Annotated in this window: 10 protein-coding genes; all 10 read left to right on the top strand. The window is 47.2% G+C overall.

Annotated features, from left to right (window positions below; translation table 11 throughout):
* The 10 genes from nuoC to nuoM all read left to right on the top strand — a co-directional run bounded on the left by nuoC (window position 1) and on the right by nuoM (window position 12,297).
* A complete protein-coding gene (nuoC, locus tag M0M83_RS12385) occupies window positions 1–1,803 on the top strand; it encodes an NADH-quinone oxidoreductase subunit C/D (protein ID WP_423811117.1) in 1,803 nt (600 codons plus the stop codon).
* A gap of 2 nt (window positions 1,804–1,805) precedes the next feature.
* Window positions 1,806–2,354 carry an NADH-quinone oxidoreductase subunit NuoE gene (gene nuoE / locus M0M83_RS12380; RefSeq protein WP_125891290.1) on the top strand — a complete coding sequence of 183 codons (549 nt, stop codon included), beginning with the start codon at window positions 1,806–1,808 and terminating at the stop codon, window positions 2,352–2,354.
* Complete coding sequence (gene nuoF / locus M0M83_RS12375; protein ID WP_213912534.1) at window positions 2,351–3,709, top strand: NADH-quinone oxidoreductase subunit NuoF; 1,359 nt, start codon at window positions 2,351–2,353, stop codon at window positions 3,707–3,709. The genes nuoE and nuoF overlap by 4 nt, the downstream gene beginning before the upstream one ends.
* A 98-nt stretch (window positions 3,710–3,807) precedes the next feature.
* Window positions 3,808–6,531, top strand: a complete 2,724-nt coding sequence (gene nuoG, locus M0M83_RS12370) for an NADH-quinone oxidoreductase subunit NuoG (protein ID WP_248466650.1) — start codon at window positions 3,808–3,810, stop codon at window positions 6,529–6,531.
* Window positions 6,531–7,508 carry an NADH-quinone oxidoreductase subunit NuoH gene (nuoH, locus tag M0M83_RS12365; protein WP_004912244.1) on the top strand — a complete coding sequence of 326 codons (978 nt, stop codon included), beginning with the start codon at window positions 6,531–6,533 and terminating at the stop codon, window positions 7,506–7,508. Before nuoG ends, nuoH begins: the two co-directional genes overlap by 1 nt.
* Window positions 7,509–7,522: 14 nt before the next feature.
* The gene (nuoI, locus tag M0M83_RS12360) at window positions 7,523–8,065 is read left to right on the top strand and encodes an NADH-quinone oxidoreductase subunit NuoI (RefSeq protein WP_004259834.1); all 543 of its coding nucleotides are present in this window, start codon (window positions 7,523–7,525) and stop codon (window positions 8,063–8,065) included.
* A gap of 12 nt (window positions 8,066–8,077) precedes the next feature.
* The gene (nuoJ, locus tag M0M83_RS12355; RefSeq protein ID WP_125891287.1) at window positions 8,078–8,620 is read left to right on the top strand and encodes an NADH-quinone oxidoreductase subunit J; all 543 of its coding nucleotides are present in this window, start codon (window positions 8,078–8,080) and stop codon (window positions 8,618–8,620) included.
* The gene (gene nuoK / locus M0M83_RS12350; RefSeq protein WP_004921109.1) at window positions 8,617–8,919 is read left to right on the top strand and encodes an NADH-quinone oxidoreductase subunit NuoK; all 303 of its coding nucleotides are present in this window, start codon (window positions 8,617–8,619) and stop codon (window positions 8,917–8,919) included. The genes nuoJ and nuoK overlap by 4 nt, the downstream gene beginning before the upstream one ends.
* A complete protein-coding gene (gene nuoL, locus M0M83_RS12345; RefSeq protein ID WP_004259845.1) occupies window positions 8,916–10,757 on the top strand; it encodes an NADH-quinone oxidoreductase subunit L in 1,842 nt (613 codons plus the stop codon). Before nuoK ends, nuoL begins: the two co-directional genes overlap by 4 nt.
* Before the next feature lie 19 nt (window positions 10,758–10,776).
* Window positions 10,777–12,297 carry an NADH-quinone oxidoreductase subunit M gene (nuoM, locus tag M0M83_RS12340; protein ID WP_125891285.1) on the top strand — a complete coding sequence of 507 codons (1,521 nt, stop codon included), beginning with the start codon at window positions 10,777–10,779 and terminating at the stop codon, window positions 12,295–12,297.
* The last annotated feature ends 5 nt before the right edge of the window (window positions 12,298–12,302 follow it).

The raw sequence follows: 12,302 nt of genomic DNA, 5'->3' as shown, positions 1-12,302 counted from the left end.
ATGATGACAGATCAGATAGCGCAAGCGAGTAGTAACCAGCCAGGATGGCAGACACAGGATCACTTAAACGACCCTGTGCTTCTGGAACTGCGCAATCAATTTGGGCCGGATGCCTTTTCTGTTCAAGCAACTCGCACTGGTATGCCAGTGGTTTGGGTTCGCCGTGAGCAGTTGCTGGAAGTGATTGATTTTCTAAAGAAATTACCGAAACCGTATGTCATGTTATTTGACTTGCATGGGGTAGATGAACGTCAACGAATTCACCGTCAAGGTCTGCCAGAAGCAGATTTTAGTGTTTTCTATCACATCATCTCCATCGATCGTAACCGCGATATCATGTTAAAAGTCGCTCTTAATGAGAAAGACTTAAACGTGCCTTCTATTGTTTTACTGTTCCCGAATGCGAATTGGCATGAGCGTGAAGTGTGGGACATGTTCGGTATAACGTTCCAAGGTCACCCGAATCTACGCCGCCTTTTAATGTCACCAAACTGGGAAGGTCATCCACTGCGTAAGGATTACCCTGCGCGTGCGACTGAGTTCGACCCTTTTGTGCTGACTAAGCAGAAACAAGATCTGGAAATGGAAGCCTTGACTTTCAAACCAGAAGAGTGGGGCATGGCACGCGGAAATGAAAACGAAGATTTCATGTTCCTGAACTTGGGGCCAAACCACCCATCCTCTCACGGTGCGTTCCGTATCGTACTGCAATTGGATGGCGAAGAAATTATCGACTGCGTACCGGATATCGGCTACCACCACCGTGGTGCTGAAAAAATGGGTGAACGCCAGTCGTGGCACAGCTACATTCCTTACACTGACCGTATCGAGTACCTCGGTGGTTGTGTGAATGAAATGCCATATGTGTTAGCCGTTGAAAAATTGGCAGGCATTGAAGTGCCAGATCGCGTCAAAACGATCCGTGTCATGCTGTCTGAGTTATTCCGTATCAACAGCCACTTACTGTACATCAGTACGTATATCCAAGACGTTGGTGCGATGACCCCGGTCTTCTTTGCGTTTACTGACCGTCAAAAAGTCTACAACGTGATTGAAGCGATTACTGGTTTCCGTATGCACCCTGCATGGTTCCGTATCGGTGGTGTCGCTCACGACTTACCGCGTGGTTGGGAAAAACTGCTGCGTGAATTATTAGACTGGCTGCCAAAACGTTTAGAGTCTTATGTCACTTCCGCACTGAAAAACTCCATCTTAAAAGGTCGTTCTATTGGGACAGCAATGTACTCAAAAGAAGAGGCGTTGGCATGGGGTGTAACAGGGGCTGGATTACGTGCGACAGGCGTTGATTTTGACGTGCGTAAATGGCGTCCATATTCAGGCTATGAAAACTTTGAATTTGATATCCCTATCGCTCATAACGGTGACTGTTATGACCGTGTGATGATCAAAGTTGAAGAGATGCGCCAGAGTATTCGTATTCTTGAACAATGTTACAAGAATATGCCAGAAGGCCCATTCAAAGCTGACCATCCACTGACAACTCCGCCACCAAAAGAGCGTACGTTGCAGCATATCGAAACCCTGATCAACCACTTCTTGCAAGTGTCTTGGGGACCGGTGATGCCAGCAAATGAGTCATTCCAGATGGTTGAAGCGACGAAAGGTATCAACAGCTACTACTTAACCAGTGATGGCAGCACAATGAGCTACCGTACGCGTATTCGTACGCCGAGCTATGCTCACTTGCAGCAAATTCCTGCGGTTATCAGAGGTAGTTTAGTTTCAGACTTAATCGTCTATCTGGGTAGTATCGATTTTGTAATGTCGGATGTGGATCGCTAACCATGCATAATGAACATAACGAAAATGAGAAGCACAACGAGCTCAATGTCGTGAATGTGTTTGAACCGCAAGTCAATCATGGCTTTGTCTTAACCGAGAAAGAGCGCGAAGAGATTGAAGGTGAGAAACACCATTACGAAGATGCACGTGCTGCCTCAATTGAAGCACTGAAAATTGTGCAAAAAAACCGCGGTTGGGTTGAAGATGGTGCGATCCATGCTATCGCTGACGTCTTAGGTATCCCAGCCAGTGATGTTGAAGGGGTGGCGACATTCTATAGCCAAATCTTCCGCCAACCAGTGGGTCGCCACATTATTCGCTATTGCGACAGTGTTGTTTGCCATATTACAGGTTATCAGGGCTTAGAAGCTGAAATCATTAAACAGCTTAATATTCGCCCGGGTCAAACAACAGATGATGGCCGCTTTACGTTGCTGCCAACCTGTTGCTTGGGTAACTGTGACAAGGGTCCAACGATGATGATCGATGATGACACTCACAGCTACGTGCAGCCTGAGAATATTCAAAAATTACTGGAGCAGTATCCATGACAAATTCTGTTAATCCAGTGATCCGTACTGCCGAAACTCATCCTCTAACATGGCGTTTGCGTGATGACAATCAGCCTGTTTGGTTAGATGAGTACCGCAGTAAAAACGGATACAAAGGTCTTGAGCGTGCGCTCAAAAGTATGGCACCGGATGAAGTTGTGAACCTTGTGAAGGACGCTGGCCTGAAAGGGCGTGGCGGTGCGGGCTTCTCAACGGGTCTGAAATGGAGCCTGATGCCAAAAGACGAGAACATGAAACTGCGTTACTTTTTATGTAATGCGGATGAAATGGAACCGGGTACTTATAAAGACCGCCTATTGATGGAACAACTCCCTCACTTGTTAGTTGAAGGGATGGTTACAGGTGCTTATGCACTTAAAGCCTACCGTGGTTATATCTTCTTACGGGGTGAATACGTTGAGGCGGCGCAGCATTTACGTCGCGCTATCGAAGAAGCCAAAGCGGCAGGTCTATTAGGCAAAAATATCCTCGGTTCGGGTTTCGATTTTGAACTGTTTGTTCACACCGGCGCTGGGCGTTATATCTGTGGTGAAGAAACTGCATTGATTAACTCCTTAGAAGGTCGCCGTGCTAACCCGCGTTCTAAGCCACCATTCCCTGCCACATCAGGTGCTTGGGGAAAACCAACTTGCGTAAATAACGTTGAAACCATCTGTAACGTGCCAGCCATTTTAGAGCACGGAGACCAATGGTATATCGATTTAAGCGCAGGTAAGAGTAAAGATGCGGGTACTAAACTGATGGGCTTCTCTGGCCGAGTGAAAAACCCGGGTCTGTGGGAATTGCCATTTGGCACCACGGCACGTGAAGTGCTGGAAGATTACGCAGGTGGTATGCGTGATGGCCTGAAATTAAAAGCATGGCAGCCGGGTGGCGCAGGGACAGACTTCCTGACCAACGACCACCTCGACTTACCGATGGATTTCGAAAATATTGCCAAAGCAGGAAGCCGTCTTGGGACTGCATTGGCGATGGCGGTTGATCATGAGATCAACATGGTTTCGTTAGTGCGTAACCTAGAAACCTTCTTTGCCCGTGAATCCTGTGGTTGGTGTACACCGTGCCGCGATGGTTTGCCATGGAGTGTTAAAATTTTACAAGCGCTAGAAAAAGGCGAAGGGCAGCCGGGGGATATTGAAACCCTAGAGCAGCTGTGTCGCTTCTTAGGGCCGGGTAAAACTTTCTGCGCTCACGCACCGGGTGCGGTCGAACCGCTACAAAGTGCCATCAAATATTTCCGTGATGAATTCGAAGCGGGTATTTCGCAAAAAGATCTGCGTAACATTGTGCAGATTGCGGGTATCCAGCCCAACCTGCTGAAGCAGCGCTGGTAATTATTTAGCGATTGAGCAACCGCTAAAGAGATTTTTCACGAAGAACGTATTTTTGATTAACGCCTGCTTTATGCGGGCCTTTGGGAAGCATGCTGACTATGGCTACAATATATGTAGACGGCAAAGAATATGACGTAAACGGGTCTGAAAACCTGTTACAAGCCTGTCTTTCTCTCGGGCTAGATATTCCTTATTTTTGCTGGCATCCGGCGCTGGGAAGCGTTGGCGCTTGCCGCCAGTGTGCGGTTAAGCAGTATCAGAACGCAGATGACACTCGCGGTCGCCTAGTAATGTCTTGTATGACACCCGCAACGGAAGGGACTTACATCTCAATTGATGATGAAGAAGCCAAACAATTCCGTGAAAGTGTCGTGGAATGGCTGATGACCAACCACCCTCATGACTGCCCAGTCTGTGAGGAAGGCGGTAACTGCCATCTACAAGATATGACGGTGATGACCGGTCATAATATGCGTAAATATCGTTTTACGAAACGGACTCACATTAACCAAGATCTCGGTCCATTTATTAGTCATGAAATGAACCGTTGTATCGCGTGTTATCGTTGTGTTCGTTACTACAAAGATTACGCAGATGGCACGGATTTAGGGGTTTATGGCGCACATAATTATGTGTATTTCGGTCGTACTGAAGACGGTACGCTGGAAAGCGAATTCTCCGGTAACTTAGTTGAAGTTTGTCCTACTGGGGTATTCACCGATAAAACCCATTCAGAGCGCTATAACCGTAAATGGGATATGCAATTTGCACCGGGTATCTGTCAACAGTGCAGTATCGGTTGTAACACCAGCCCAGGTGAACGTTATGGTGAAATCCGTCGCATTGAAAACCGTTATAACGGCTCGGTAAACCACTATTTCCTGTGTGACCGTGGTCGCTTTGGTTATGGTTACGTCAACCGTAAAGACCGCCCTCGCCAAGCCGTACTCAATAAAAATGGCGTTAAGAACGTGATTTCGGCTATCGAAGCGATGCAAAGTGGTGCGCAAATTATCAATCAAACGAAAAAAATGATTGGTATCGGTTCGCCGCGTGCTAGCGTTGAAAGCAACTATGCATTGCGTGCGTTAGTCGGCGCAGAAAACTTCTACTCAGGTATTTCTGCGGGTGAGCAAAGCCGTTTAGCACTGATGCAAAACATTCTGCAAAATGGGGGGATCTATACCCCAACACTGCGTGAAGTGGAAGGCTATGATGCGGTACTGGTACTGGGTGAAGATTTAACTCAGACAGGCGCACGTATGGCGTTATCTGTTCGTCAAGCAGTGAAAGGCAAAGCTCGTGAAATGGCGGCAGCACAGAAAGTGGCTGACTGGCAAATCGCGGCAATCATGAATATTGGTCAACATGCAAAATACCCGCTGTTTATCACCAACGTTGATGATACTCGCTTAGACGATGTGGCTGCCTTTAATTACCGTGCACCAGTTGCTGACCAAGCGCGTTTTGGTTTTGCTATCGCCAATATGATAAACGGCGAAGCCCCTGCGGTGAATGATTTACCGGCAGACTTAAAAGCCAAAGTGGAAACCGTTGCTCAGGCATTAGCGGGCGCGAAAAAACCATTAATTATTAGTGGTAGCCACAGTGCAAGCGAGGCAATGATCCAAGCGGCCGCTAACGTGGCATTTGCACTGAAAGCGAAAGGCGCGAATGTTGGGTTATCTTACTTAGCGTCTCATGCTAATAGCTTCGGTCTGGCAATGATGAACGCACAACCACTAGACAGCGCATTAGCTCGTATTGAAGCGAATGAAGCTGATGTGGCTGTTGTTATCGAAAACGACCTGTACCGTCATAGCAGCGTGGATGCCGTCAATAGTGCATTAGCGAAATTGAGTCACTTGATTGTTGCGGATCATCAGCAAACTGACATCATGGATAAAGCAACATTAGTTCTGCCAGCAGCAAGTTTTGCTGAAGCAGACGGTACGTTGATTAACCAAGAAGGTCGCGCGCAACGTTTCTTCCAAGTTTTCGACCCAACGTATTACGACAAAGCTATCGTGATGAACGAAAGCTGGCGCTGGATGCATTCACTGCAAACGGAAGCGCAAGAGCGTGATGCAGATTGGTCTCAACTGGATCACGTTATCGCTGATTGTGTTGCCGCAATGCCACAATTCTCAGGTATGGTTGATGCTGCTCCGAAAGCATCTTTCCGTATTCGTGGTCAAAAGCTGGCGCGTGAACCACATCGTTACAGTGGTCGTACAGCGATGCTAGCAAATCAATCTGTCCATGAGCCTCGTCAACCGCAAGATATTGATTCTCCATTTGCTTTCTCAATGGAAGGGAACAACAGCCCAACCGCGCCACGCCAGCAAATTCCATTTGCATGGGCGCCGGGTTGGAACTCACCGCAAGCCTGGAACAAATTCCAAGCCGAAGTGGGGGGACATCTATTATTTGGTGACCCGGGTATTCGTTTGTTCAATTCAACAGAAGGTAAATTGGCTTACTTCACTGAAATTCCAGCGGCTTATCAAGCCAGCGAAGCGCAGTGGGTTGTCGCACCTTATTACCACCTGTTCGGCAGTGATGAAATGTCACAGCGTTCAGAGGTGATCCAAGAGCGTATGCCAGAGCCATATATCATGCTGAACACGCAAGATGCTGCGTCACTCGGCCTGTCAGCGGGGACTAACGCTGAGTTTAGCTATGCAGGTCAAGCATTTAACTTGACTGTACGCCTCAGCAATCACTTGTCTACAGGTCAAATTGGATTACCGTTAGGGATGCCGGGTATCGCACCTTCAATGGCTGGCGTGTCAGTCAATAATCTGCGGAGGGGAGCATGATGGATTGGATTTCGCCTGAAGTGATGGAAGTGTTAATTTCCATCCTTAAATCTGTCGTCATTTTATTGGTTGTTGTGACTTGTGGGGCCTACATGAGTCTGGGAGAACGCCGTATTCTCGGTCTATTCCAGAACCGTTATGGTCCAAACCGCGTTGGCCCATTTGGGATGGGCCAGTTAATCGCGGATATGTTCAAAATGCTGTTTAAAGAAGACTGGATCCCACAATTTGCGGATAAGAAAATCTTTACACTAGCACCCGTTATTGCATTTTGTTCATTATTCCTCGCGTTCGCTATTGTGCCTGTCAGCCCGACTTGGCACGTGGCAGACCTGAATATCGGGATTTTATTCTTCCTGATGATGGCAGGTCTGGCGGTGTATGCGGTGTTATTCGCCGGTTGGTCAAGTAACAACAAATACTCATTATTAGGTGCGATGCGTGCGTCAGCACAAACCGTGAGTTACGAAGTGTTCTTAGGGCTTTCTTTAATGGGTGTGGTTGCACAAGCAGGTTCATTCAACCTGATTGATATTGTGAACTCCCAAGAAGGCATGTGGAACATTATTCCTCAGTTCTTTGGTTTTGTGACCTTTGCGATAGCGGGCGTTGCGGTATGTCACCGTCATCCGTTTGACCAACCCGAAGCAGAGCAAGAGATTGCGGATGGTTACCACGTTGAATACTCAGGGATGAAGTTCGGTCTGTTCTTCGTCGGTGAGTATATCGGTATCGTAACGGTTTCAGCCCTGATTGTGACGCTGTTCTTTGGTGGCTGGCATGGTCCATTCCTGCCGTCATTCTTGTGGTTTGCTATCAAAACTGGCTTCTTCATGATGATGTTTATCTTGATCCGTGCCTCTTTACCGCGTCCACGTTATGACCAAGTGATGTCTTTCGGTTGGAAAATTTGCCTGCCGTTGACACTGCTTAATCTGCTGGGTACTGCAGCAGTGATTTTATACAACGCTCAGTAAGGGGTGATTGAACCATGACATTAAAAGAGTTATTGGTCGGTTTCGCCACCCAAGTACGTAGTATTTGGATGGTCGGCCTCCATGCGTTCGATAAACGCGAAACGCAAATGTATCCAGAAGAGCCGGTTTATCTGCCACCCCGTTACCGTGGGCGTATCGTGTTAACGCGCGACCCTGACGGTGAAGAGCGTTGTGTTGCGTGTAATTTGTGTGCGGTTGCTTGTCCAGTGGGTTGTATTTCACTGCAAAAAGCCGAGCATGAAGATGGCCGTTGGTACCCTGAATTTTTCCGCGTTAACTTTTCGCGCTGTATTTTCTGTGGTCTGTGTGAAGAGGCTTGCCCAACGACGGCAATCCAATTAACACCTGATTTTGAAATGGCCGATTGGAGACGTCAGGATCTGGTTTACGAGAAAAATGACCTGTTGATTTCAGGTCCGGGTAAATATCCTGATTATAACTTTTACCGTAAATCGGGTATGGCGATTGCAGGTAAAGACAAAGGTGAAGCGGATAACGAAGCGAAACCGATTAACGTCAAAGACCTGTTGCCATAAGGAGCGATATTCATGGAATTTACATTTTATATCGCCGGTCTAGTTGCCATTTTAGCAACTTTAAGGGTGATAACGAATACAAATCCGGTGCATGCACTGTTGTATCTGGTTGTTTCTCTGCTGGCTCTGTCAATGGTGTTTTTCTCCCTAGGTGCATATTTTGCTGGGGCGTTGGAAATCATCGTGTATGCAGGTGCCATTATGGTTCTGTTCGTGTTCGTCGTAATGATGCTCAATTTAGGGCGTTCTGTTCAAGAACAAGAGCGCGCTTGGTTGACGCCAAAAAACTGGATTGGCCCTGCGGTGTTATCTGCAGTTTTACTGGCTATCTTAGTTTACGGCATTACCTCGTTGTCTTATCAAGAAGGCATTGAGGGAACCATCATTGGTGCGAAAGAAGTGGGAATTAGCCTATTTGGGCCGTATGTTCTGGCTGTCGAATTGGCATCACTACTACTGCTAGCGGGTTTAGTCGTCGCATTCCACGTTGGACGTGACCGTAAAGAAAACGGTGCTGATCTTGTCAGTGACCGTAATGCGGAGGAGCAAAAATGATACCTCTTCAACATGGTCTGATTTTAGCGGCAATTTTATTTGTAATGGGACTTAGCTGTCTTGTTATTCGCCGTAACTTGCTTTTCATGCTGATCGGACTGGAAATCATGATTAACTCAACTGCACTGGCATTTGTTGTTGCAGGGAGTTTCTGGGGGCAACCAGACGGCCAAATTATGTATATTTTGGCAATTGCACTGGCTGCAGCGGAGGCGAGTATTGGACTGGCGTTGTTACTGCAACTCCATCGTCATCGTCAGAACCTGAATATTGATAAAGTCAGTGAGATGCGCGGATGAACCTACTCTATTTAACTATTCTGTTGCCTTTACTGGGGTCGGTGTTGTTAGCCTTCTCCCGTGGACGCTGGTCAGAAAACGTTTCGGCCATTATTGGTGCGGGGTCGGTCGGCTTAGCGGCCATCGTCGCATTCTATGCTGGCAATGAATTTTTAGCTCAAGACGCAGGTAGCGTTTTCATCCAACCACTTTGGACTTGGATGTCTGTCGGTACCTTTAATATCCCATTCACCCTAATGTTAGATGGTCTGTCACTGACCATGTTAGGTGTGGTAACGGGTGTGGGCTTTCTTATTCACGTCTATGCGTCTTGGTATATGCGTGGCGAGGAGGGTTACTCACGTTTCTTCGCTTACACTAACCTGTTTATTGCGAGCATGGTGGTTTTAGTTCTCGCTGATAACATGATGCTGATGTATCTCGGCTGGGAAGGGGTAGGGCTGTGCAGTTATCTGTTGATTGGTTTCTATTATACCAATCCAGAAAACGGTAAAGCCGCAATGAAAGCGTTCTTTGTCACGCGTATCGGTGACGTGTTCCTCGCCATTGGTATGTTTATTCTGTGGAATGAACTGGGCACACTGAATTTCAGCGAAATGGCGGTGCTAGCACCTCAGAAATTTGCTGAAGGTTCGAGTGCGATCAACTGGGCGACCTTGATGTTATTAGGTGGCGCAGTCGGTAAATCAGCACAGTTACCATTGCAAACGTGGTTGGCAGATGCGATGGCGGGTCCTACGCCAGTTTCAGCATTGATCCACGCCGCAACCATGGTAACGGCCGGTGTGTACTTAGTGGCTCGTACCCACGTTCTGTTCTTATTAGCGCCAGAAGTTTTACATTTAGTTGGCGTTGTGGGCGCGGTGACATTGGTACTGGCTGGGTTTGCTGCACTGGTTCAAACGGATATCAAACGTGTACTTGCATATTCCACCATGAGCCAAATCGGTTATATGTTCTTGGCACTCGGTGTACAGGCGTGGGATGCTGCAATTTTCCACCTGATGACACATGCTTTCTTTAAAGCGTTGCTGTTCCTGTCAGCGGGTTCGGTTATTTTGGCATGCCACCACGAGCAAAATATCTTCAAAATGGGTGGGTTGCGTAAGCAAATTCCATTTATCTACGCAGTGATGTTGATTGGCGGAAGCGCACTGGCAGCATTGCCACTGTTTACTGCTGGTTTCTACAGTAAAGATGCCATTTTGTGGGGTGCGCAGCTTGATGGACAAACTGTATTGTTGTGGGCCGGTATCCTCGGTGCATTAATGACCGCAATTTATACCTTCCGTATGATTTTCATCGTGTTCCACGGTGAAGCAAAAATCAAAGCGCATAAGGTTAAAGGCATCACTCACACATTACCACTGGGTATTTTGGCTATCCTTGCAACGTTTGTTGGTGCATTAATTCACCAACCACTCGAAGGGGTATTCCCTGCAGAAGCGGCTGGCAGTGAAGACGGTAAAGTCTTACTCGAAGCGATTTCTGGCGGGTTTGCTATCGCAGGTCTGTTGATTGCGGTATTCCTCTACCTGTTTAGACGTTCAATAGTCGATGCTATCGCAAAAACTGCAGTGGGTCGTTTCTTCAGCGCATGGTGGTATCAAGCGTGGGGCTTCGACTGGCTGTATGACGTAGTCTTTGTAAAACCGTTTAAAGGTATTGCATGGCTACTGGAAAGCGATCCGATTAACTCTCTGATGAATATCCCTGCACATCTTTCACGTTGGGCAAATAAAGGGCTTGCAGTGAGTGAAAACGGCCAAATCCGTTGGTATGTTGCCTCGTTGGGGCTGGGTGCAGTGCTGATTCTTGCTCTGCTGCTTTTGGTTTAATTAAGGGACACATTGCGCCATGCTATTACCCTGGCTAATACTCATTCCCTTCATCGGAGGCCTGCTAAGCTGGCAGGCTGACCGGTTCAGTCATCGCGCACCGCGTTGGATTGCACTGGCGACGATGGGAATAACATTGATACTTTCCGTGCAATTGTGGTTACAAGGGAATTACTCGCTTGTTAATCCACAAGGTATTCCACAATGGCAATCTGTTTTCTTGATGCCGTGGATCCCGTCATTGGGAATTGACTTTCATTTAGCAATTGACGGTTTATCACTATTGATGGTCGTATTAACGGCTATCATGGGGGCTTTCTCGATTCTGAGCTCTTGGAGTGAAAACCAGAAGAACCAAGGTGCGTATCACTTTAACTTACTGTGGATTATCACAGGGGTGATGGGAATTTTTACCGCGGTTGACCTGTTCTTATTCTTCTTCTTCTGGGAGATGATGCTGATCCCAATGTACTTCCTGATTGCCAATTGGGGACACAAAGGGTCAGAAAACAGACAACATATCAAAGCTGCGACTAAGTTCTTCATCTATACGCAAGCGAGTGGTTTGATCATGCTGGTCTCCATCATTGGATTGGCACTAGCAAACTACAATACTTCAGGTGTATTAACATTCGACTATAACCAACTACTGGGAGCAGAGCTCTCTAGCAACGTTGCGTTTATGTTGATGTTAGGCTTCTTTATCGCCTTTGCCGTTAAAATGCCACTGGTTCCATTCCATGGTTGGATGGCAGATACTCAGGAACAATCGCCAACAGCGGGTTCTGTAGATATCTCCGGTATCATGTTAAAAACCGCAGCATACGGTCTGTTACGCTTTACTTTGCCTCTGTTCCCTGAAGCCTCTATCCAGTTCACGCCAGTGGCGATGACGTTGGGTGTGATCAGTATCTTTTACGGTGCATGGTTGGCGTTCAAACAAACGGATATTAAACGTCTGGCGGCGTACAGTAGCTTATCCCACATGGGGTTTGTGACAGTCGCTATTTACGCGGGTTCAACCTTGGCTTACCAAGGTGCGGTGGTCCAGATGATCACCAACGGTTTGTCCGGTGCAGCCCTGATTATTATTAGTGGTCAGTTGTACGAACGCACACAAACCCGTGATATGCGTATGATGGGTGGATTATGGAAACGCATTAAATGGTTACCAGGAATGTCCCTGTTCTTTGCTGCGGCAACGTTAGGAATGCCAGGTACAGGTAACTTTATTGGTGAATTCATGATCCTGTTCGGTAGCTTCAGCCAATTCACGTTAGTCACCTGCATTATGGTATTTGGTGTGGTATTTGCTTCAATCTATTCCCTATGGATGATGCAGCAAACTTACTACGGCACACCAAAATCAGAAAAAGAAATGAAAGGGTTAACGGCGCGTGAGTTTGGTGTGCTGCTGGCTCTGGCTGCTTTACTGGTTATCATTGGCTTCTATCCACAACCCATTTTAGATACATCAATGGGTTCTATGGAAACATTGCATAACCTGTATTCTGCTTCACTTACAACATTAGGGCTGTAATTCGC

The organism is Providencia rettgeri, from assembly GCF_023205015.1.
Classification (GTDB): Bacteria; Pseudomonadota; Gammaproteobacteria; order Enterobacterales; family Enterobacteriaceae; genus Providencia; species Providencia rettgeri_E.
This window is presented reverse-complemented; position numbering and strand designations above follow the sequence as displayed.

Coding starts and splice junctions, on each gene's coding strand:
- nuoC (WP_423811117.1), top strand. CDS start 1: ATGATGACAGATCAGATAGCGCAAGCGAGTAGTAACCAGCCAGGATGG.
- nuoE (WP_125891290.1), top strand. CDS start 1,806: ATGCATAATGAACATAACGAAAATGAGAAGCACAACGAGCTCAATGTC.
- nuoF (WP_213912534.1), top strand. CDS start 2,351: ATGACAAATTCTGTTAATCCAGTGATCCGTACTGCCGAAACTCATCCT.
- nuoG (WP_248466650.1), top strand. CDS start 3,808: ATGGCTACAATATATGTAGACGGCAAAGAATATGACGTAAACGGGTCT.
- nuoH (WP_004912244.1), top strand. CDS start 6,531: ATGGATTGGATTTCGCCTGAAGTGATGGAAGTGTTAATTTCCATCCTT.
- nuoI (WP_004259834.1), top strand. CDS start 7,523: ATGACATTAAAAGAGTTATTGGTCGGTTTCGCCACCCAAGTACGTAGT.
- nuoJ (WP_125891287.1), top strand. CDS start 8,078: ATGGAATTTACATTTTATATCGCCGGTCTAGTTGCCATTTTAGCAACT.
- nuoK (WP_004921109.1), top strand. CDS start 8,617: ATGATACCTCTTCAACATGGTCTGATTTTAGCGGCAATTTTATTTGTA.
- nuoL (WP_004259845.1), top strand. CDS start 8,916: ATGAACCTACTCTATTTAACTATTCTGTTGCCTTTACTGGGGTCGGTG.
- nuoM (WP_125891285.1), top strand. CDS start 10,777: ATGCTATTACCCTGGCTAATACTCATTCCCTTCATCGGAGGCCTGCTA.